At 20.2% G+C, this 24,695-nt stretch carries 18 protein-coding genes, 2 tRNA genes and 1 pseudogene; 9 read left to right on the forward strand and 12 right to left on the reverse strand.

Annotated features, from left to right (window positions below; translation table 11 throughout):
- Positions 1–99 precede the first annotated feature (99 nt).
- The 5 genes and pseudogenes from recA to GJT80_RS00205 all read left to right on the forward strand — a co-directional run.
- Positions 100–1,089 (forward strand): annotated as a pseudogene (gene recA, locus GJT80_RS00185) (recombinase RecA); the annotation flags it as partial.
- An 81-nt stretch (positions 1,090–1,170) separates the two neighbouring features.
- Complete coding sequence (gene alaS / locus GJT80_RS00190; protein WP_168867398.1) at positions 1,171–3,816, forward strand: alanine--tRNA ligase; 2,646 nt, start codon at positions 1,171–1,173, stop codon at positions 3,814–3,816.
- A 141-nt stretch (positions 3,817–3,957) separates the two neighbouring features.
- On the forward strand, positions 3,958–4,143 hold the full coding sequence (csrA, locus tag GJT80_RS00195) for a carbon storage regulator CsrA (protein ID WP_168867399.1): 186 nt from the start codon (positions 3,958–3,960) through the stop codon (positions 4,141–4,143).
- An 81-nt stretch (positions 4,144–4,224) separates the two neighbouring features.
- Positions 4,225–4,316: transfer RNA gene (locus GJT80_RS00200), tRNA-Ser, on the forward strand.
- Between the two features lie 11 nt (positions 4,317–4,327).
- Positions 4,328–4,401: transfer RNA gene (locus GJT80_RS00205), tRNA-Arg, on the forward strand.
- Positions 4,402–4,469: 68 nt separating this feature from the next.
- Here the strand turns inward: GJT80_RS00205 and metE are convergent.
- The 9 genes from metE to hisS form a co-directional block, all read right to left on the reverse strand.
- Complete coding sequence (gene metE, locus GJT80_RS00210; protein ID WP_168867400.1) at positions 4,470–6,773, reverse strand: 5-methyltetrahydropteroyltriglutamate--homocysteine S-methyltransferase; 2,304 nt, start codon at positions 6,771–6,773, stop codon at positions 4,470–4,472.
- A gap of 132 nt (positions 6,774–6,905) precedes the next feature.
- Positions 6,906–7,730 (reverse strand): 2,3,4,5-tetrahydropyridine-2,6-dicarboxylate N-succinyltransferase, encoded by an 825-nt coding sequence (dapD, locus tag GJT80_RS00215; protein ID WP_168867401.1) that lies wholly within the window; start codon positions 7,728–7,730, stop codon positions 6,906–6,908.
- An 85-nt stretch (positions 7,731–7,815) separates the two neighbouring features.
- On the reverse strand, positions 7,816–9,843 hold the full coding sequence (gene ligA, locus GJT80_RS00220; protein ID WP_168867402.1) for an NAD-dependent DNA ligase LigA: 2,028 nt from the start codon (positions 9,841–9,843) through the stop codon (positions 7,816–7,818).
- Between the two features lie 42 nt (positions 9,844–9,885).
- Positions 9,886–11,298, reverse strand: coding sequence for a cysteine--tRNA ligase (cysS, locus tag GJT80_RS00225; RefSeq protein ID WP_168867403.1), 1,413 nt, complete (start codon positions 11,296–11,298; stop codon positions 9,886–9,888).
- A gap of 84 nt (positions 11,299–11,382) precedes the next feature.
- On the reverse strand, positions 11,383–12,798 hold the full coding sequence (gene dnaB, locus GJT80_RS00230; protein WP_168867404.1) for a replicative DNA helicase: 1,416 nt from the start codon (positions 12,796–12,798) through the stop codon (positions 11,383–11,385).
- A gap of 77 nt (positions 12,799–12,875) precedes the next feature.
- Positions 12,876–13,850: a tRNA dihydrouridine(20/20a) synthase DusA gene (dusA, locus tag GJT80_RS00235; protein ID WP_168867405.1), complete on the reverse strand. Its 975-nt coding sequence runs from the start codon at positions 13,848–13,850 to the stop codon at positions 12,876–12,878.
- Between the two features lie 52 nt (positions 13,851–13,902).
- Positions 13,903–15,288, reverse strand: a complete 1,386-nt coding sequence (gene der, locus GJT80_RS00240; RefSeq protein ID WP_168867406.1) for a ribosome biogenesis GTPase Der — start codon at positions 15,286–15,288, stop codon at positions 13,903–13,905.
- Positions 15,289–15,321: 33 nt separating this feature from the next.
- Positions 15,322–16,539: an outer membrane protein assembly factor BamB family protein gene (locus tag GJT80_RS00245; protein WP_168867407.1), complete on the reverse strand. Its 1,218-nt coding sequence runs from the start codon at positions 16,537–16,539 to the stop codon at positions 15,322–15,324.
- A 165-nt stretch (positions 16,540–16,704) separates the two neighbouring features.
- Complete coding sequence (hisS, locus tag GJT80_RS00250) at positions 16,705–17,991, reverse strand: histidine--tRNA ligase (protein ID WP_168867408.1); 1,287 nt, start codon at positions 17,989–17,991, stop codon at positions 16,705–16,707.
- 289 nt (positions 17,992–18,280) lie between these two features.
- Between hisS and tadA the strand changes: the two genes are divergently transcribed.
- Genes tadA through GJT80_RS00265 form a run of 3 tightly spaced genes read left to right on the forward strand, consistent with a single transcriptional unit; the run spans position 18,281 to position 20,621 of the window.
- Positions 18,281–18,745 carry a tRNA adenosine(34) deaminase TadA gene (gene tadA / locus GJT80_RS00255; protein WP_168867409.1) on the forward strand — a complete coding sequence of 155 codons (465 nt, stop codon included), beginning with the start codon at positions 18,281–18,283 and terminating at the stop codon, positions 18,743–18,745.
- 35 nt (positions 18,746–18,780) lie between these two features.
- Positions 18,781–20,055: a serine hydroxymethyltransferase gene (gene glyA / locus GJT80_RS00260; protein ID WP_168867799.1), complete on the forward strand. Its 1,275-nt coding sequence runs from the start codon at positions 18,781–18,783 to the stop codon at positions 20,053–20,055.
- A 5-nt stretch (positions 20,056–20,060) separates the two neighbouring features.
- A complete protein-coding gene (locus GJT80_RS00265; RefSeq protein ID WP_168867410.1) occupies positions 20,061–20,621 on the forward strand; it encodes a DJ-1 family glyoxalase III in 561 nt (186 codons plus the stop codon).
- 107 nt (positions 20,622–20,728) lie between these two features.
- Here the strand turns inward: GJT80_RS00265 and nusB are convergent, their stop codons facing one another.
- From nusB to ribD, 3 genes are read right to left on the reverse strand one after another with little or no spacing between them, the layout of a single operon-like run.
- Entirely contained in the window at positions 20,729–21,148 is a 420-nt protein-coding gene (gene nusB, locus GJT80_RS00270) for a transcription antitermination factor NusB (protein WP_168867411.1), read from the reverse strand.
- Positions 21,148–21,642 carry a 6,7-dimethyl-8-ribityllumazine synthase gene (ribH, locus tag GJT80_RS00275; protein ID WP_168867412.1) on the reverse strand — a complete coding sequence of 165 codons (495 nt, stop codon included), beginning with the start codon at positions 21,640–21,642 and terminating at the stop codon, positions 21,148–21,150. Before ribH ends, nusB begins: the two co-directional genes overlap by 1 nt.
- Positions 21,643–21,669: 27 nt before the next feature.
- Positions 21,670–22,773: a bifunctional diaminohydroxyphosphoribosylaminopyrimidine deaminase/5-amino-6-(5-phosphoribosylamino)uracil reductase RibD gene (ribD, locus tag GJT80_RS00280; protein WP_168867413.1), complete on the reverse strand. Its 1,104-nt coding sequence runs from the start codon at positions 22,771–22,773 to the stop codon at positions 21,670–21,672.
- 359 nt (positions 22,774–23,132) lie between these two features.
- On the opposite strand from ribD, the gene leuA reads away from it, so the two are divergent.
- Complete coding sequence (leuA, locus tag GJT80_RS00285) at positions 23,133–24,677, forward strand: 2-isopropylmalate synthase (RefSeq protein WP_168867414.1); 1,545 nt, start codon at positions 23,133–23,135, stop codon at positions 24,675–24,677.
- Positions 24,678–24,695: the final 18 nt, after the last annotated feature.

Below are 24,695 nucleotides of genomic sequence, written 5' to 3' on the forward strand. Positions count from 1 at the left end.
TTAATTATATTATTCTTTTAGACTAAGATTAGTTATATATTAATAATATATTTCATATTAATATACAACATAAAAAAATTATATTTATAAGGAATACTTGTGAAGTTAACAAAAGAAAAACAAAAAATACTTGATGATGCTATTTCTCAAATAGAAAAACAATTTGGAAAAGGTTCTATTATGAGATTAGGTGATAATAGAACTATGGATATAGAATCTATATCAACAGGATCTATATCTTTAGATATAGCTTTAGGTATAGGTGGATTACCTATAGGTCGTATTGTAGAAATATATGGTCCAGAATCTTCAGGAAAAACAACATTAACATTACAAGTTATAGCTGAAGCTCAAAAAGCAGGGAAAATATGTGCTTTTATTGATGCAGAACATGCTTTAGATCCTATTTATGCTAAAAAACTTCATGTTGATATTAATCGTTTATTATGTTCTCAGCCTGATACAGGAGAACAAGCATTAGAATTATGTGATGCATTAGCTAAATCAGGTATAGTAGATGTTATTATTGTAGATTCTGTAGCAGCATTAACACCTAAAGCAGAAATTGAAGGAGAAATAGGAGATTCCCATATAGGATTGGCTGCTAGGATGATGAGTCAAGCAATGCGTAAATTAGCTAGTAATTTAAAACAATCTAATACATTATTAATTTTTATAAATCAAATACGTATGAAAATAGGTGTACTATTTGGTAATCCTGAAGTTACAACTGGTGGTAATGCTTTAAAATTTTATTCTTCTATAAGATTAGATATTCGTAAAATTGGCAATGTTAAAAATGGAGATAATATTATAGGTAGTGAAACAAGAGTAAAAGTAGTAAAAAATAAAGTTGCTGTACCTTTTAAACAAGCTGAATTCCAAATTATATATGGAGAAGGAATAAATATTTATGGAGAATTATTAGATTTAGGTGTTACACAAAAATTAATAGAAAAATGTGGTTCATGGTATAGTTATAAAAATGAAAAAATAGGACAAGGTAAATTAAATTCTATAAATTTTTTAAAACAAAATAAAAAAAAATCAGATGAAATTGAATTAAAATTAAGAGAAATTTTATTAAATAAAAATATATTTTAAAAATTATTTTTTAATAAATTAAAATTTTTTAAAAAATGAACAAATAAATTAAAGGTTTTTTTATCTATGGTAAAGACAACTAATGAAATTAGTAAAATTTTTCTAAATTACTTTTATAATAAAAAACATATTATAATGAAAGGTAGTTCCTTAATACCACAAAATGATTCATCATTATTATTTACAAATGCTGGTATGAATCAGTTTAAAGAATTTTTTTTAGGAGATAAACAATCTAATCAATCACGTATAGTTACAATACAAAAATGTATACGTATTGGAGGTAAACATAATGATTTAGAAAATGTAGGATTTACAAATAGACATCATACATTTTTTGAAATGTTAGGTAATTTTAGTTTTGGAGATTATTTTAAAAAAGAAGCTATTTATTATGCATGGGAATTATTAACTAGTTCAAAATGGTTTAATTTAAATAAAAACAAAATACTTGTTACTGTATATTATACAGATAAAGAAACTTATAATATTTGGTATAAATATATAGGAATTTTAAAAAAAAATATTATTTTAATCGGCGATAAAAACAATATTCTTTACAATTCTGATAACTTTTGGCAAATGGACAATACCGGACCTTGTGGTCCTTCAACTGAAATTTTTTATGATTTAGGTGATCACTTATCTGGTGATATTATTAATAATACTGGAAATCGTTTTATTGAAATATGGAATATTGTATTTATACAATTTAATAAAACTTCATATGGTGAATTAATTCCATTAAATATAAAATCAGTAGATACAGGTATGGGACTAGAACGTATTAGTTCTATTTTACAAGGATTTAATTCTAATTATCAATTAAATATATTTGAAAAATTAATTAATTATATAGCTAAGATTACTAATATAACTAATTTAGAAAATAATTCTTTAAAAGTAATAGCAGATCATATTAGATCTACTGTATATTTAATATATGAAGGAATATTACCTAGCAATGAATATAGAGGTTATGCATTACGAAAAATTATAAGAAGAGCTATAAATCATGGAAAAATGTTAGGTCATAAAAAACCTTTTTTTTATAAATTAGTTAAAATATTTATAAAAAATATAAATATTAATTCTGAAATAGAAAAATTAAGTAAAAAATGTAATTTTATTGAAAATATTATAAAAAATGAAGAAGAAAATTTTGAAAAAATTTTAAATAATGGAACAATTTTATTAAATAAAGAAATTAAAAAATTAAAAACAAATATTTTAAGTGGTAAAAAATTATTTTATTTATATGATACTTTTGGTGTATCAATAGATTTAATAAAAAATATATGTAAAAAAAAAAATATTGATATCAATCAAAAAGAATTTAATAAATGTATGGATATACAACGTAATCTTGCTAGAAAAAATAGTTTTTTTAAAAATAATCAAAATTCATATTATATAAATAAAAAATCAAAATTTGAAGGATATGATAAATTTCAAACTAATAGTCATATATTAGATATATATGTAAATAATAAATTAACAAATAAAATTAGCAAAGGAGAAAAAGGAGTAATAATATTAAATATTACTCCATTTTATGGAGAATCAGGAGGACAAATAGGTGATATAGGATATTTAGAAAAAGATCAAGATAATTTATTCAAAGTTTATAACACTAAAATTAACAAAGACTTAATCCTTCATATAGGAAAAATGGTTTCAGGTACATTATCTGTAAATGATAATTTACAAGCTAAAATAAACATTGATTTTAGGTTAAATATTAGTAGAAATCATTCTGTAACACATTTATTACATGCTTGTTTACGTAAATTATTAGGAAATTATGTGCAACAAAAAGGATCTTATATTACAGATACTTATTTACGTTTTGATTTTTCTTATTTTAAAAATTTTGATTTATCACTTTTATTAAAAATAGAAAAAATAATAAATAATTATATATTTGATAATATTCCTATTACAATATATACAATGAATAAATATATAGCTAAAAAAGATGAAAATATAATGTCATTTTTTGAAAAAAAATATGGTGATATTGTTAGAATTGTAGAAATAGAAAAAATTTCTAAAGAATATTGTGGAGGTACTCATATATTAAATACTCATCAAATTGGTTTTTTTATAATTAAAAAATTTAGTAATATATCTCATGGAATTAAAAGAATACACGCTATAACTCATAATTATTCATTACAATATATACAAAAACAAAATGAAAAATTAAAATTAATTATTGATATTTTTAAAACTAATAGAACTCAGTTAATTGAAAAAATTTTAATATATAGAAATAAAAAAAACATTTTAAAAAAATCATTAAAAAATTTAGAACAATACTTTATTGATAATGAAATTAAAATATTATTATCAAATAATATTTTTTCACAAAATATTAATTTCATAATAAGTAAAATTTATACTTTTCATCCTAAATTATTTAATTTATTTTTAAAAAATTTAATTAGTAAAATAAATAAATTTATAATAATATTATCTACTAAATGGGAAAATAACTATTATTTAATAATAAAAATTTCTAATAATTTATCAAAAAATATTAATGTTATTAAAATTATTAATAAACTCTGTGATAAAAATCATTGTAAAACTGGAGGATGTGTTACTATAGCACAGATAAATTGTAATTTTAATAAAATACAATTTAATTTATTTGTAACTAAAATTAAATCATTTTTTTTAAATTATATTAATAAAATTAAAATTTAATATTAAAATATTTTTTATTAATAATAAGTTTAAAAACTATTTTAATTTACAAATTTTTTTGTAAATATTTTATTTAATAATTTATTATTAAATATACTTAATTTTAATTTTTGTGTTTTATTTTTTTTCAAGGAGAAAAGAATGCTTATTCTTACTCGCCGAGTAGGCGAAACACTTATGATAGGTGATGAAGTAATGGTAACAGTATTAGGAATTAAAGGAAATCAAGTGCGAATTGGTGTTAATGCTCCTAGAGAAATAGCTGTTCATCGTGAAGAAATTTATCAACGCATTCAAGCAGAAAAAAATCAGCAAACGACTTGCTAAATAAATTAAATAATTTTATATAAAAATCTTAAACAATTAATTTGACTTATGTTTTTATAAAATATAGTATAATTTTTATATGGTGAGATGGCCGAGTGGTTGAAGGCGCACCCCTGCTAAGGGTGTATGTGGTATGACCTATTACATCGAGGGTTCGAATCTCTCTCTCACCGAATTTTAAAGAGCATCCGTAGCTCAGTGGAATAGAGCACTCGGCTACGAACCGAGCGGTCGGAGGTTCGAATCCTCCCGGATGTAAGAATTAGTTAATTTTTTTTAAAATTGTTCTTTATATAACTAAAATTTTAAATAATAATTTAATTAAATTATTTAGTGTAAAAATTATTATATTTTTTTCTTAAAATTTTTGCTGCTTTAACCATATTATATAAACTTTGTTTTACTTCTTCCCAAGTTCTTGTTTTTAATCCACAATCAGGATTGACCCAAAAATTTTTAAAAGAAATATTTTTTAATGCTTTAATTAAAAATTTTTGAATTTTATTTATAGATGGTATATTAGGTGAGTGTATATCATATACTCCTAATCCTAATTCATTAGGATAATTTAAATTTTTAAATAATTTTATTAATTTATCACCACCAGAACGAGATGTTTCAATACTAATTACATCAGCATCTAAAGCTATTATATCATGTATAATATCTTTAAATTCAGAGTAACACATATGAGTATGAATTTGTGTTATATTTTTTGTAGATGATATTGTTAAATGAAAAGATTCTTTTGCCCATTTTAAATATGAATTCCATTCAGATTGTTTTAATGGTAATCCTTCTCTTAAAGCTGGTTCATCTATTTGTATAATTTTAATATTAGCTTTTTCTAAATCATATATTTCTTCTTTTAGAGCTAATGCAATTTGTTTAGTAATTTCTATCGGAGAAATATCTTCTCTAGGAAATGACCAAAGTAACATTGTTATAGGTCCAGTTAACATTCCTTTAACAATTTTGTTTGTCAATGATTGTGCATATTGTGTCCAATATACTGTTATAGGTTTTTTTCTACTAATATCTCCAATAATAATAGGAGGTTTCACACAACGAGAACCATAACTTTGAACCCAACCATTTTCAGTTATAACAAATCCATTAAGATTTTCTCCAAAATATTCAACCATATCATTTCTTTCAGGTTCACCATGTACTAATACATCTAAATCTAATTTTTCTTGAACATTAATTATATTTTTAATATGTTTTTTCATATTTTTTCTATAATTATCATAACTAATAAATCCTGATTTAAAATCAGATCTTAATCTTCTAACATCTAAAGTTTGTGGAAAAGAACCGATTGTAGTAGTTGGAAGAAATGGTAATTGTAATTTTTTTTTTTGTAAAAGTGATCTTATATTATAATTTTTACGATTATTAATAATATGGTCACCAATTAACAATATTTTTTTTTGTACTTCTGTATTAATTATATCTTTAAAAAATTTTCTAGTATGTATAAATTTACTCCATTGAGTTAATTCACTAGAATCATTATTATTAATAGCTTTAGTTATTAAAGATAATTCTTTACATTTTTGTATTGAAAAAGAAAACCAATCTTTAATTTTTTTATTTAATTTAAATTCTAAATTCAAATCTACTGGACTATGTATTAATGAACAAGAACTACCAATCCATAATTGTCTATTTTTTTTTATAGACAATAAAACATCATACCATTTTTTTAAATTAGTTTTCCAAACATTTTTACCACTAACAATTCCAAAAGATATAATCCATTTTTTAGAAATATTATTATTAATATATTCAATATTATCTTTTCCATTAATAAAATCTATATGTATTCCATGTACGGGTAATATTTTAATTAATTCAATATTATGACTAATACCACCAAAATATGTAGTTAATAATATATTAATATTATTAATATTATCTTTTAAAATATCATAAGTTTTTTTAAATGATTGTAACCATTTTTTCGGTAATTCTAACGCTAAAATAGGTTCATCTATTTGAACCCATTGAATATTTCTTTTTTTAATTTCTAATAATATTTCAATATAAACTGGTAAAATATTTTTTAATAATTCTAAACGACTAAAATTATTGTTTTGTATTTTACTACCTAACCAAAGATATGTAATAGGACCTATTAATATAGGTTTAATATTATTAAACTTCATTTTTATAGCTTCATCTAATTCATTTAATAATTCTTTCGAAGAAAAATGAAAAGATTGATTTTTATAAAATTCAGGAACTATATAATGGTAATTAGTATTAAACCATTTTGTCATTTTACTAGCATTTAATGATTTTTTATTATAAATAGAACCTCTTGCAATATAAAACATTGTATCTATATTTACAATATCATTAATTTTTTCTCGAAATCTTATAGGAATATTTCCCAACATTAAACTGGTATTAAGTATATGATCATACCATGCAAAATCACCTATAGGTAATAAATCAATATTATTATCTCTTTGTTTATTTAAATTAAATTTTCTAATATTATAACCAACATTAAATAAGTTTTTTTTTGTAATTTGATTATTCCAGTATTTTTCTTGAGCTTTTTTTAATTCACGATAGGGACCAATTCTAGGAAAACCTAATGTATGACTTAATACTTTCATATTTATGAAATACCTATTTAAAGTTATAACTTATATAAATATATATATTATATTTATAAGTATAAGATTTAATTAAAAAAAATTTTTCACTTATAATTACAAATATCTAAATTTCTAAAATATTTAAATAATTTAATTATTTTCACGTAAAATATTATTAATTTCAATTTTGCTTAGAGTTTTATAATCTACTTTTTTAACTATTATGGCACAATACAAACTATATTTATTATTTTTAGCAGGTAAACTACCAGGTACTACAACTGAACCACTAGGAACTTTACCAAAAAAAATTAATCCTGTTTCTCTATCATATATTTTAGTACTTTGACCAATATATACACCCATAGAAATTACTGAACCACTCTCAATAATAACTCCTTCAACTATTTCAGATCTAGCTCCAATAAAACAATTATCTTCTATAATTGTAGGATTAGATTGAATAGGTTCTAAAACTCCACCTATTCCAACACCACCAGATATATGAACATTTTTACCAATTTGAGCACATGACCCAATAGTAGACCAAGTATCTATCATAGTACCATTACCTATAAAAGAACCTATATTTATAAAAGAAGGCATTAAAATAACATTTTTATCTAAAAAAGATCCATATCTTACAGTAGCCGGAGGAATAATACGATAGTTTGATTTATTAAAATCATTTTTACTCATATTATTAAATTTTGAAGGAATTTTATCATAATAATAATTATATTCACCTTTAATAAAAAAATTATTACTAATTTTAAAATATAATAAGATTGCTTTTTTTATCCATTGATGTGTTATCCAATTATTTTTTATTTTTTCTGATACTCTTAATTTTCCTTTATCTAACATTTCAATAATTTTATGAACTGAATTCATTAATTCTTTATTTTGTAAAAATTTTGTATTATTTATTTGTTTAGAAAAATAATATTCTATTATTTCTTTATATTTTATCATAATAATTTATTTATTAATAAATAATATTTTATTAAATATATTTAAGATATCATTTATCATATAAATAAACAATTTATATATATAATTAAAATGAATATTTATTAATTAATTTTATTAATTGTTGTTCATTTATAATTATTATATTAAACTTTTTTGCTTTAAATATTTTAGAACTAGGATTTTTTCCTATAATAATAATATCTATATTTTTAGATATATGATAATAAATTATAGCACCCAAATTTATTAATTTTTCTATTATATTGATTCTTTTAATTGAATTTAATTTTCCCGTTAATACTATTTTTTTTTTATAAAAAAAATTATCATTTATATGATAATTAATCCAATTAATACCAACTTTATTAATTAAATTATTAATTATATATAAATTATTTTTATTTTTAATAAAATTATATATATTATATGCAATTTTTTTCCCTATTCCAGGTATACAGTAAAAATCTTTTAACTCTGCATTTAACAAATTATTTAAATTTTGAAAATAATTATTTAAATTGTTTGCAGTAATTAAACCTACTTCATTAATACCTAAAGAGAATAAAAATTTAGTAAAAGTAGTTTTTTTTGATATTTCTAATGATTTTAATATTTTACAAATAGATTTTTTACCTAAATAAGAAATTTTATTCAAAATATTCATATTTAAATTAAATAAATCTATAGAATTTTTTACATAATTAGAATCTACTAATTTATTAATTAGTTTATCGCCTATATAATTAATATTCATTGCATTACGTGATATAAAATGTTTTAAATAACCTTTTAATTGAGATTTACAATTTAAACCAGATGGACAATATAATAATTTATTATGATTTTTTTCCTTTAAGATAGATTTACAATCTGGACATATTTTAGGAAATATAATACTAGTTGTAGTATTATTAATTCTTTCTTTTTTTATACTATTTATTATCTTTGGTATAACATCACCACAACGTTGTACAACTATTACATCACCTATTTTTAAATCTATTTTTTTTATTTCATTAATATTATATAAACTAGCATTACTAATATTTACTCCATTTATTTTAACAGTTTTAAACTTTCCTACAGGAGTAATCAATCCTGTTCTTCCTATTTGGAAAATAACATTTTTTAAAATTGTTGTTTTTTCTTGTGGTGGAAATTTATATGCAATAGCCCATTTTGGAGCATGAGAAGTACAACCTAAGATATTTTGTATTGTAAAATTATCTATTTTAATAACTATACCATCAATATGATATGGTAGATTATTTCTGTTTTTTTTAATTTTTTTATAAAAAAATATAATTTCTTTTAAAGAAGTACAAATTATTGTATCTTTAGAGATTGGTAATCCAAATTCTTTTAATTTTTTTAATGTTTGTATTTGACTATATAATTTTTTTTCATTGTTTATAAAACCTACACCATAACTAAAAAAATTTAATAATTTATTATTCATATTTTTATGAATATTATTACGAATATTTTTTAATAATAAAGCACTTACTACTGCACTACGAGTATTAGAAAACTTTTTATTTAAAAAATTTTTTTTATTTAAAATATTTAAATTGTTTTTTGTCATAAATATTTCTCCTCTTACTTCTAATATAGAAGGAAAATTATTTCCTTGAAGTTTATGAGGAATATCATTTACATATAATATATTATCAGTGATATTTTCTCCTGTTACTCCATTACCTCTAGTAGAGGCTTGTTTTAATTGACCATTTTTATATAGTAAATTTACTGCTATTCCATCAAATTTTAATTCACAACAAAAATAATTTTTATCTTTATTAAAATAATTTTTAATAGGTTTAAAAAATTTTAAAAATAAATCATTTTCATTAAAAACATTATTTAATGATAACATAGGTATCATATGATTTATTTTTTTAAAATTTTGTAAAGGAATACCTCCTACAAATTTAGTTGGAGTATTATTAGTTATTAAATCAGGAAATGAATTTTCTAATTGTTTTAATTTATATAATAATTTATCATACTCATGATCCAGTATTTCTGGATCATGTAAAACATGATATTTATAATTATGATATTTTATCTTATTACATAAATCTATAATTTCTTCTTTAAATGGTTTTTTCATAAAATTATTTATATAAAAATATGTATTTATAGTAAATATTATTTATTTTTTTTTCCATATAGTTCCAAATTGTGAATCTTCTAAAAGAATATTTTTATCATTTAGTAATTTTCTAATAGAATCTGCTTCTGTCCAACATTTATTTTTACGAGCATTATTTCGTATTTTAATTAATTTTTCAATTTGATATTTATCATAATAATGTAATTTTTTTTTTTTAAAATAGTTTTGAGGATTATAAAAAAGAATTCCTAATATATTTCCTAAATCTCTTAATTTTAATATTAAATTATTTGCATATAAAAAATTTTTTTTATTTTTTAAAATATTAATTTGACATGACATATCAAATAATATACTAAAAGCTTTAGGGGTATTAAAATCATCATCCATTGCATCATAAAATTTTTTTTCAAAAAAAATATTTGTTTTATCTCTTTTATAATTTTGATTGTTTATATCTACTTTAGAAAAAATATTTTTTATATAATAAATTGATGTATATAATTTGTTTATAGAAGCTTCAGATTGTTTTAACATATTTTCATTATAAATAATCGGACTTCTGTAATGAGTTGAAATAAAAAAATATCGAATAATTTCATTATTATATTTAGATAAAATATCTCTTAATTTTAAAGAATTATGTAATGACTTAGACATTTTTTTATTATCTATCATAATCATACCACTATGAATCCAATAATTTACATGAAATGATTTATCTAAACAATATGATTGAGCTATTTCATTTTCATGATGAGGAAAAATTAAATCATTACCACCACCATGTATATCAAAATAATTACCAAAATACTTATGATGTATAGCTGAACATTCTATATGCCATCCAGGTCTTCCATATCCCCAAGGAGATAGCCATCCAATTTGTTTATCTTTAGATGTTTTCCATAAAACAAAATCAACATGATCTTTTTTAAAAATTGAACATATTTGTTTTTTTTTTAACTTATTTAAGTTTTGTCTAGATAATTTACCATAATGTAAATAACTTTGAATAGAAAACATTACATCACCATTTTTAGCAATATATGCATTATTACTTTTAATTAAATGTTTAATTATTATAATAATTTCATTAATATTATTAGTGACTTTTGGTTCTATATTTGGACTTAAAAGATTAAGATTTTGAAAATCTAATTGCATTTCAGCAATCATTTTATTTGTAATATATTTAATATTTTGTTTTTTTTTCTTAGCTATATCTATAATTTTATCGTCAATATCTGTAATATTTCTTATATATTCTACTTTATACCCTAATTTTTTTAAATATCTGATAATTAAATCAAATATAACAAAAGTTCTTCCATGTCCAATATGACATAAATCATATGTTGTTACACCACATACATAAATTTTAACTTCATTATGATAAATTGGTTTGAATATTTCTTTTTTTTTACTTAAAGTATTAAAAATTTTTAACATTAATAATTTCACTATAAATTTATGTAAATTAATTATAATCTATTATTTAAAATAATAAAATTAATTATTTAATTAAAACATGTATTAATAATCAATATTAGAATTATTATAATAATTAGAATAATTATCAAATCGAGCTATTTTATTATTAAAAGTTAATCTTATAGTACCGATTGGACCATTACGTTGTTTTCCTATAATAATTTCTGCAATACCTTGTAAATTACTATGTTCATTATATACTTCATCTCTATAAATAAACATTATTAAATCTGCATCTTGCTCTATAGATCCAGATTCTCTTAAATCAGAATTCATTGGACGTTTATCAGATCTTTGTTCTAAAGATCTATTTAATTGCGATAAAGCTAAAACAGGAACATGTAATTCTTTTGCTAATGCTTTTAATGAACGTGATATTTCAGCTATTTCTAATGTCCTATTAAAAGATAATGAAGGTACTCTCATTAACTGCAAATAATCAACCATAATTAAACTTAATCCATTATATTCTCTAAATATTCTACGTGATCTTAATCTTACTTCAGTAGGAGTAAGTTCAGAAGAATCATCAATATATATATTTTTTTTTTTTAATAAAAGAGCCATTGTATTTGAAATTTTTTCCCAATCATTATCATTTAATTGTCCTGTTCGAATACGTGTCTGGTCAACTCTGGAAAGAGAAGCTAACATACGCATCATAATTTGTTCACAAGGCATTTCTAAACTAAATATTAATACTGGTTTTTCTTGTGATATAGCTGCATTTTCACAAATATTCATTGCAAAAGTTGTTTTACCCATTGATGGTCTAGAAGCAATAATTATTAAATCTGACTTTTGTAATCCGGCTGTTTTTTTATTTAATGCATGATATCCAGTATCTACTCCTGTAACGCCATGTTTTGTTGATTTATAGAAAGATTCAATTTTAGAAATTGTTACTTCTAAAATTTCATCAACTCCTTTAGGTTTTGTATCCTTATTTGTACGTTTTTCTGCTATTTGAAAAATACGAGATTCAGCTAAATTTATTAAATCTTCACTATTTCTTCCATTAGGAAAGTATCCTGCTTCAGCAATTTCATTTGCAGCTAATATCATTTCTCTAATAATTGCTCTTTCTCGGACAATATCAATATATGCATAAATATTAGATATACTAGGAATATTTTTTGATAACTCAGCTAAATATGCAAAACCTCCTACATCATTTAACTTTCTTTTATTTTCTAAAGATTCTGATAGAGTAATTAAATCAATTGGTTTTCCAATATCTGTTAATAATTGCATTTCATTAAAAATAATTCTATGAGCAAATGTAAAAAAATCTTGTACAATAATTTTTTCTATAACATTTTCCCAACGATTATTATCTAACATTAATCCTCCTAATATTGATTGTTCTGCTTCCAATGAATGAGGAGGTAATTTAATGCCTTCTATATCAAAATCTTTTCTAAATTTAGATTTTTTTATTAAATTATTTACTATCATAAATTAACATTTATAAGCTATAAATATTGATATAATATTTAATTATATAAAATTATACTTTTAAAATTATTATAATTTTATATATCTTTTATATAAGATAATGCTTTATTTAATACTTGAATACTACTATTATGTAAATAATTATTTTTATTATTAATAAATTTTTTAAAATTTACAGAACCATTTATACCATTAAAAAAATTTAATATAGAAGAAATTATTTTCTTTAAATTAGTACCTTTTTTTAATTCTTCTTCAATATAAAAAGACATGGATCTAATAATAATTAAAGGAGATTGCGTAATATATTTTTGGTAAAAAATTTCTTGATCAATTTTCATTAAAAATTTAGGATCATTAAAAATTTTTCTACCCATCATAACTCCATCTACATATTTTAAATGATTTTTTACTTCTTCTAAAGATTGTATATCTCCATTTATTGATATTTTAATATTTGGAAATGTTTTTTTAATTTTATATACAACTTTATAATTTAAACTAGGAATATTAAAATTAATATTAGTTTTTAATTTGTTAAAAAGAAATGCTTTACGTGCATGTATAATAAACATATTACAACCACTATTAGATAATATCTCTATAAAATTACATAAAAATGTATAACTATCATCATTATTAATACCAATACGAGTTTTAATTGTAATAGGTATTGAAACACTATCACTCATTGATTTAATACAATCAGATAAAATATTATATTGTGTCATTAAACATGCACCAAAATTACCTTTTTGAGATCTAATAGATGGACAACCTACATTTAAATTAATTTCTTTATATCCTAATTTTTCTGCTTTTTTTGAACATAAAGATAATATTTTAGGATTATTTCCTGCTAACTGTAATGCAATATTATCTCCACAATTATCAAATAAAAGCAATTTATTATTAATAATGGCATTAGAATGTATCATTTCAGTATATAAAAGAGCATATTTTGTTAATTTTCTATAAAAATAACGACAATATTTATCAGTTTTTTTAAACATAGGTGCAACTGAAAATCTGTAATAAGGAATTTTATTCATTTGTAAATTTAATAAATTAAGTAATAAATATTATTTAAATTAATTATATTAATTAATTAATATAATTTTTATTATAAGGATTTTTATTTTCTTTAAATTTTAAAAAAATAGGAATACCAAAAAATTTTAAATTTTTATATAAAAAATTTAATAAATAACGTTTATAATTATTTTCTAATTTTGTTATTTGATTTCCATGAATAATTAAAGTTAATGGATTATATTTACCTACATGTATATATTTTAACTTTATACGATGTTTTTTAATTATAGGAGGTGGAAAATTGTTAATTGCTAAATACATAATTTTCATTAATTGTGAAGTCTTAATTTTTTGATTAGTTAAATTATATGTTTTAAATAAAAATTTAAATAAATTTTTTAATCCTATACCATATTTAGCTGATATAAATATTATAGGGATAAACGGAAATTTAATTCTAATTACCTTTTTTATTTGTTTTATTTTCTGTATATGAATTAAATCATATTTATTAATTGCTATAATAATAGGTTTTCCTTGATTAATAATATAATTTATTATAATAGTTTCTTGATTAGAAAATATTTCTTTAGAACCATCAATAATAAATAAAATTATATTTGATTTTTTTATAGATTTAAAAGAATTTTTAATTATATTTTTTTCTTTATTTTGTACTTTATTTTTTTTTTTAATACCTGCAGTATCAATAATAATTAAATTTTTAAAATATTTTGTTACTATTTGATTGATATTTGTTATTGGTATAGTAATACTATCTCTAGTGGTTCCAGCCGAATGATTTACAATCATTCTTTCTTCTTTAAGAATTGTATTAATTAAAGTAGATTTACCAACATTAGGAATACCTATAATTGATAATATTATATTATTATTTTTAATGTTATTTAAATATTTATAGTTTTGGTTTTTAATTAATTTTTTTTTAAAGTAAATATTTTTGATATAAGGTAATAATAATATTAATAATTTATTAATACAGTTAATATTAATAATATTAATAGGATATAATTTATATCCTAAAGAATAAAATTCTTTTTCATAAAAATCATTATGTTTTCTATTTAAAATAATTATAACATTTTTTTTATGTACTCTTATTATATTTATAATTTCATAATCTGTATTTGTTAGATATAATCCTTTTATTATAAATAAAATTAAGTCTGATTCTTTAATAGCTTGAAAAGTTTGTTTGTTTACTAAAGAATTAATTAATTTTATTTTTTCTTTTTTAACATTATTAATTATGCTACCTGTATCAATACAAATAAATCGATATTTATTTATTTTTACATATCCATAATTTCTATCTCTTGTAAATCCAGGGATATCATTAACTAATGCTTTATTAGTTTTAGTTAATAAATTATATAAAGTAGATTTTCCTGAATTTGGTGATCCTACTATAGTAACTATAGGATAATTTAACATTATTTACTCTCACTATATTACATAATTAATAATTTATAATTTAAACATATATATTATACCATTATAAGTTTGCAAAATTAATTTATCATGAACTAATAATGATGATTGTATATAATCATTAAATTTTTTAATAAATTTATGACTGATAATATTTCCATTATTAGCATTTAAAAAATAAATTTTACCTTGTTTGTCTATAATTATAATATTATTTTTATAATAAATTGGGGTTATGGTTTTTTTATATGCAAATTTTTTTTGTGACCAAATAATATTTCCTGTATCAATATTTAATGATAAAAGATTATTGTTTATATCAAAAAAATAAATACTATTATTATTAATGATAAAATCACCAGATACTTTATATAATTTTTTCCAAATAATATTACCATTAGAAAGATCTAAAGCATTAAAATTTCCATTATATGAAACTACATAAACTATTCCATTTGCAATTATTGGTTGAGCATCAATATCATTAAAATTTAAAGAATTAAATGAATTAGGAATTTTTGTTAAATCTCTTTGCCAAATTATGAAACCATTATTTAATATGCAAGAACTAACAATACCATTATCACTACCAGTTATAATATTATCAAAAAATACTGCTGGTTTTGATGTACCTCTAAATGAATATGGTTCTAAAGGACCTAAACTTATTGTCCATAAAATATGACCGTTATTTTTATCTAATCCTTGTAAAATATTATTATCATTATGTACAATTAAAATATTTTTTGAAATAACTGGGTCGGATAATACTTCACTAAAAACAAATGTTTCCCATATTTTATTACCATTTTTATTGTTTAAAGCAATAATTTTACCTTTTTCACTTCCTAAATATAAATAATTATTTGATACAACAGGACCACTTGATAATTCTTCAGATAAACAATATGAAAATATACAAAAATTTTTTTTAGCAAGATTTATATTCCATATTATTTTACCATTTTTCATATTAACACATTTTACTATACCATTTTTATTCGCAATATATATTAATCCATGTTTATACGCTAAATGTAGTTTTGAAAAACTATTATCTGATTTTTTAATAATTTTATTAAACCAAATTAATCTAGGATTTATTTGATTTTTTTTAAAAATTTTTAGATTATTTTTATAATATTTCAGTATATTTTTGTAATCTGGAGAACAATAATTATTGTTATTTGAACATCCAGTTAATATTAAAGAACAAAATATAAAAAATATTAATATTAATTTTTGCAATTTCATGACTCTCTCTTTAAGTTAATCATATAAAATATTTTAAAAATAAAAAATTATCTTTTGTATTTATAATATTATAAATAAATTTTTTAATTTTTATTAACAAATATATAAATAATAAAGAATATTAATTTTTATTAAAAATATAGTAAAATATATAAACAGATTCTTTTAATAATTAAAAATTTTTATTAATGTTATTATTAGTTCTTTTTCAAGAAAAGTTATTTGTTTTTTTAAAAATAAATCTTTTATTGTTAATTGATTATTATTTATTTCTTTTTTTCCAATAATTAAAAGAAAGTGAACTTTTTGCTTAATTGCTTGAATAATTTGTTTTTTTAAATTACTAAAATAATAACTAATAACTATTTTTAACAGAGGAAATTTTTTTCTAATTATTTCACGAATAAAAATAGCTTTACGTAAAGTTAAATCAACATCCATTGGAACAAGATAAATATCTATTAAATAATTTATTTGTAATTTTATTGCATTAATTTTTTTAACTAATAATATTAAACGTTCTATTCCAATAGCACAACCCATACCATTAATATTATTTTTTTTACTTAATTTAGTAATTAATTTATCATATCTACCACCACCACAAATAGTTTTATGAGATCCTAATTGATTAGTAGTCCATTCAAATACAATATCATTATAATAATCTAATCCTCTAACCAAACGATAATTTATAGAAAAATTGATTTTTATCATATTTAGTATATCACATAATTTATTTAATTTTATTATGCAATTTTTACTAAGAAAATTTTTTAATTTAGGAGCATTATTTAATAATTCCTGAATATCAGGATTTTTACTATCTAATATTCTTAAAGGATTTTTATACATTCTTCTCTTACAATCTTCATCTAGTAAATGAAAATATTTTTCTAAATATGCTATAAGTTTTTTAATATATTTTTCTCTATCTTCAATAGATCCAATAGAATTAATTTCTAAAAAAACATTATTTATAATATTTAGTTCTTTCCAAATATAATATGTCATTATAATAATTTCAGAATCTATATAAGGGGATTCTAACCCTAATACTTCAATACCTATTTGATTAAATTGTCTGTATCTTCCTCTTTGTGGCCTTTCATAACGAAACATAGGACCATTATACCATAATCTTTGATTTAAGAAATTAAAAGCATTATGCTCTATTACTGCTCTAATACAACCAGCAGTACCTTCTGGTCTCAAGGTAAGGCTTTCTCCATTTCTATCATTTAAATTATACATTTCTTTTTCTACAATATCTGTCATTTCACCTATTACTTGTTTAAATAAAATACTTTTTTCTAAAATAGGAATTTTGATTTCTTTATAACCATAATTAATTAATATACGTTTAATAACATTTTCAATATATTCCCATAATTTAGTATCTGGAAAAAAATAGTCATGCATACCATGAACTGCAGTAATATTTTTAATCATTTAAATATCTCTTATTAGTAATAATTACATTATATTTTTTATTATTTATATAATATATAAATATTTATTTATAATAAGATAAATTTATTATAAATAAAATTTTAATAATATTGACAAATTAATAATCTTAATCCTATATTTTTATATATACCTAATATGTATTTTTTTACTTAAAAAATTAACTAAAATTGATTTATTAATTAAAATATGTTATATAATTTTATTTAATTTCATGTTTTATTTATTTTTATATTTAACAAATATATTAATAAAAAGGTTATAATTCTGAATGAAAAATGATATTTATTGGATGAATTATGCTTTAAATTTAGCAAAATTAGCAATTAAATCTGGTGAAATACCAGTTGGTGCTGTAATCATACAAAATAATAAAATTATATCAGAAGGTAAAAATAATTCTATTAAAAAAAATGATCCTACAGGACATGCTGAAATTATAGCATTAAGAAAAGCCGGTAAATTTTTAAAAAATTATAGATTATTAAATACAACTATGTATGTAACATTAGAACCATGTTTAATGTGTTCTGGTGCAATTATTATTAGTAGAATTAATCGTTTAGTATATAGTATTAGTAATAATAAATATTCTAATATAGGATCTTTTATAGACTTATTAAGTATTTATAATATAAATTATTGTATAAAAATTAATTCTGGAGTATTAGTTAATGAATGCACTAATACCATTAAAAAATTTTTTTCTTTAAAAAGAAAAAATAAAATACATTAATATAATGAATTTTAGAAGTTAGAGGGAGGTATTTGATTTTGAATCAAATTATAGATTATTCAAATTATGATATTAAAATATGGAAATTAATTCAAAAAGAAATTAAACGTCAAGAAGAACATATAGAATTAATTGCTTCTGAAAATTATGCTTCACCTTATGTAATGTATGTTCAAGGTTCTCAATTAACTAATAAATATGCAGAAGGATATCCTAATAAAAGATATTATGGTGGATGTAAATATATTGATAAAATAGAAAAAATAGCTATAAATAGAGCTAAAAAATTATTTAATGCAAGTTATGCTAATGTGCAACCTCATTCAGGATCACAAGCTAATTTTGCTGTATATTCTGCATTATTAAATCCTGGTGATAAAATAATGGGTTTGGAAAGTTCTCATGGTGGTCATTTAACTCATGGATCCACAGTTAATTTTTCAGGAAAAATTTATAAAAATATATCTTATAAAGTTAATAATAAAGGCATTATTGACTATAATAATTTATTAAAATTAGCAAAAATACATAAACCTAAAATGATAATTGGTGGTTTTTCATCTTATTCTGGAATATGTGATTGGAAAAAAATGAGAGAAATAGCTGATCTTGTGAAAGCATATTTGCTTATTGATATGGCACATGTAGCAGGTTTAGTAGCAACTGGATTATATCCTAATCCAATACCATACGCTCATGTAGTAACTACTACAACACATAAAACTTTAGCAGGACCGAGAGGTGGATTAATTTTAGCTTCAAAAAATATCAATAACCTTTTTAATAAATTAGATTCTTCTGTATTTCCAGGAACTCAAGGTGGACCTTTAATGCATATTATTGCAGCTAAAGCTGTAGCATTTAAAGAAGCTTCCAAACCAGAATTTTTGATATATCAAAAACAAGTTTTAAAAAATGCTAAATTAATGGTTTCAATTTTTAAAAAACGTAACTATAAAATTATTTCAAATCATACATATAATCATTTATTTTTAATAGATTTATCTATTACAAATATGACTGGAATTAAAGCTGAAAAATTATTAGCAAAGTATAATATTATTGTAAATAAAAATAGCATACCAGATGATTTAGAACCTCCTTTTATTACATCAGGTATAAGAATAGGTACTCCCGCAATTACCAGAAGAGGTTTTAAAGAATATGAAGTATCATTAATATCAAATATTATTGCTGATATTCTTGATAAACAGAACGAAAATATTTTATATATTAAAGAAAAAATATTAGAAATATGTATGAATTTTCCCGTATATAAAATTAAAAAAAATTTTTTAAAAAGGATATAATATAAATGTCAAAATGTTATTCTGTTTTAATTTGTATTACTGATGGTGTAGAAGAAATAGAAACTGTTTCATCTATTGATATTTTAAATAGAAGTAATATGAATGTCACTGTAGTAAGCACAACTAATAATTATCATATTGCTTGTGCTCATGGTACAAATTTAATTTGTGATGTTCTTTTAAAAGATTTAAAAAACAACGATGATTGTATCGCTATGGTTATTCCTGGAGGTTTACAAGCAGCCAAACATTTTCAATCTAATAATTTATTATTAAAATACATTTATAAATTTAAAGATGATCAAAAAATTATAGGTGCAATTTGTGCTACTCCTGCTATTACAATAGTATCAAATAATATTTTTCCCAAAGCAAAAATGACCGGATACTTAGGATTTAAAAATTTAATTCCATCTGAACAATGGTCAAATGATCCAGTATGTTGGGATAATAAATATAAATTGTTAACAGCACAGAGTGTTAAATATTCTATTGAATTTAATTTAAAATTAATTAGTATTATTTTAGGTGAAAATATTTCAAAAAATATTTCTTCTAAATTATAGAATAATTTTATTATTAATAAAATATTTAAAATTTTTTAATAAAAATTATTAAATATTTTTTACATAAAATTTTTTTAATATATAAAAAATCTATATTAAATCAATATTTAAATTCTTATTTTAGTGACTATTTTATCTAAAACACCATTTATAAATTTATAACTATTATCTACTCCTCCAAAACATTTTGCTAAACAAATACCTTCATTAATAATCACTTTATAAGGAACATCTAAACGATTAATTAGTTCATATAAAGAAATTCTTAAAATAGCTTTTTCAATTTGACCTAATTCAAATAATTGACGTGATAAAAAAGGTTTCATTAAATTATCTAAATATACACTATTTACTATAACTCCATTTATCAACTCATTAAAATAATTAATATCAATATTTCCAAGATCTTTTATAGATTCATTCAAAAAATAATATTGAATATCACTAAAAGTATTTTTAGATATTTGCCAAGAATAAATTGCTTGTAAAGCATATCTACGAGCTTGATATCTATCTGTAAATTTCACTATAATTCCTTTTTTATACTTAGAGATTTAATTTTTTTAGATATATTTATCATTTCTAATAATGTTAAAGCTGATTCAGTTCCTCGATTTCCTATTTTACTACCAGATCTTTCTATTGCTTGTTCTATATTATTAGTAGTTAGTACCCCATATGAAATAGGTATTTGATATTTTATAGATAAATGTAATAATTGAGAACATACAGATTGAGATAAATATTTAAAATGTAAAGTATCTCCTTTAATAATTGTTCCTATAGTTAGAATACCATCATAAAAATTTTTTTTTATTATTAATTTAGTTATTAATGGTAATTCATATGATCCAGGAACCCATATAACAGTTATATTGTTTTTTTTTATCATCCCTATTCTTTGTAATGTATCAATAGCAGCATATAACAAATTTTTATTGATAAAGTCATTAAATCTAGCAATAATAATTGCTACAGATATTTTTTCTGAAACTATTAATGTTTCATTAATTATTTTCATAAAAGATCTCTAAAAATAACATTAAATTTATAAAGGTTTTAATTTTAATCTTAAATCCTTACCTATTTTTTTTATATTAGTAAAATCAAATTTTAAAACATCATACATATGATAAAATTCATCAAGATTACAAAAGTTCAACGCAATATTTCCTAGTAATTTAGGTGACAAATAAATTATTAATTCATCTACTAGTTTATTTTTTAGTAAAGATCCTGCTAATATACTTCCAGCCTCTATAAGAATATTATTTATTCCTTTGTTTCCTAATTGTTTAAATAAATATTTTAAATTTAAAAAACCATTTTTTTCTGGAATAATTATTTGTTTAACATAATAAGGCCATTTTTCAAATGTATATTTTAATCTTATTAAAAATATTTTTCCTGGAAATAATATAAATTTATCAGTAGGTTTTATTAGATTACATCTATCTAAAATAATTCTTATTGGTTGTCGTAATAAATTTTTTGGATATATTTTTTTTATATGATTATTTAATTCATTCCAACGAACTAATAAAGTAGAATTATCTTTTAAAACTGTACTACTTGTACTTAAAATTGCAGAACTTTGTGCTCTAAGTTTCTGAACATCCATTCTGGATTCTCTAGAAGAGATCCATTTACTTATTCCATTATAAAGACCTATTTTACCATCTAAAGATGTTGCTAATTTTAATTGTATCCAAGGAAAACCTGTACGCATTCTTTTAAAAAAACCTAAATTTAATTTTTCAGCTTCTTTAGACATAAAATTGTATTTAATTTTTATTCCGAATTTTTTTAATAATTTTAATCCATAACCATTTATTTTAGGATTAGGATCTTTAGTTGCTATTACGACACGATTAACTTTAGCTTTTATTAAAGCAGTACAACAAGGAGGAGTTAAATTAAAATAATTACATGGTTCTAATGTTATATAAACAGTAGAATTTTTTGCATATTTTCCTGCCATATTTAATGCATGAATTTCTGCATGATGTTGACCTGATTTTAAATGATATCCAGTACCAACAATCTTATTGTTATTAACTATTACACAACCTACATTAGGATTAGGAGTAGTTGTAAAAATACCTAACTTTGCTAATTTAATTGCGTATTTCATATAAAATTTATCTATCATTATAATATTCACTTTACAAAATATTTATATAATAAAATTTAATATCTTAAAAAAAATTTAAAAAAACTTTTATAAATATTTAAATTATTTAATAAATTTGAAAAAAAATTTATTAAATTTATCAAAAATATGCTTAAAATAAATTTAATTATATATTTATTTAATTTATAACTTATAAATATACATATTTTATAAAATCAAATATCTTTATGATTACAAATCATATAATTTATATATTTAATATAAAATATTTTTAATAATTAATAAACAATTAAAATTGTTAATTAATTTATATTAATAATATTAATATAAATTTATAAAATATTTAACTAAAATTTTTAAAAGAGATTTATATTTTTATGAAAGAAAAAATTATTATTTTTGATACAACATTAAGAGATGGGGAACAATCTTTAAAAAAAAGCTTGAATACTCAAGAAAAAATAGAGATAGCTTTAGCATTAGAATCAATGGGTATTGATATAATAGAAGTTGGTTTTCCTATTTCTTCTCCTGAAGATTTTAAATCTTTTCAAACAATAGCAAAAATTATAAAAAATAGTAAAATATGTGGTTTAGCTAGATGTAAAGAAAAAGATATTGATGTAGCTTATGAAGCTTTAAAAATATCCTCTAATTTTAGAATACATATTTTTTTAGCAACTTCACCAATACATATTATTACAAAATTAAAAAGTACTTTGGAAAAAGTAATAGAACGTATTGTTTTTATGATAAAATATGCTAAAAAATATACTAATGATATTGAATTTTCTTGTGAAGATGCAGGAAGAACTCCGATAAAAGATTTATGTTTAGTTGTTAAATCCGCTATAAAAGCAGGTGCAACGACAATTAATATACCTGATACAGTTGGATATACTTTTCCTAATGAATATAGTAATTTAATTTATAATTTAAAAAATAATGTTTCAAATATTGATCAATGTATTATATCTGTACATACACATAATGATTTAGGTATGGCTGTGGGAAATGCTATTACTGCTATTAATTCTGGAGCTAGACAAATAGAAGGTACTATAAATGGAATAGGAGAAAGGGCTGGCAATTGTTCTTTAGAAGAAGTAATAATGGCATTATATACTCATAAAAAAGATATAAATTTTTTTACTAATATTAATTATCATAATATATATAATACAAGTAAAATTGTTAGCAAAATATGTAATATTCCAATAGCTTTTAATAAAGCTATTGTAGGAAAAAATGCTTTTTCACACTCTTCAGGAATTCATCAAGACGGAATAATAAAAAATAAATATACCTATGAAATTCTAAATCCTAAAATAATAGGTTTAAATAAAACAGAACTTAATTTAACTTCTAAATCAGGAAGAGCTGCTATAAAATATCATATGCAATTAATGGGATATAAAGATAATAATTACGATATAAATAAATTATATAATGATTTTGTTAAATTAGCAGAAAAAAAAGGACAAATATTTGATTATGATTTAGAATCTTTAGCATTTAATGATAAATTTGAAAATACAACTGAATATTACTCTTTACAAGACTTTAACATTCAATCTCAACATAATTTTATTACAACTATAAACCTAAAATTAAAATGTGGTAATTTAATAAAATTAGAATCAGCAAAAGATACTAATCATATAAATGCAACATGTAAAGTTATAAATAAAATTACAAATTATAATTTTAATATAATTAAATATAAATTTAATACTCAACATTATAATAAAAAAATTACTAATCAAGTTAATATAAAAATATTATATAAAGGAAAAGTTTTTAATGGAATAGAATTTTCTAAAAATATAATAGAAGCTTCAGTTGCTGCTATGATTAAAATCATTAATAGTATATGGAGATTCAATCAAATAAAAAAGAAACATATTAAAAAATATAAATAAATTTGTTATTTTTTTGGA

This window comes from Enterobacteriaceae endosymbiont of Plateumaris braccata, from assembly GCF_012563325.1.
Taxonomy (GTDB): domain Bacteria; phylum Pseudomonadota; class Gammaproteobacteria; order Enterobacterales; family Enterobacteriaceae.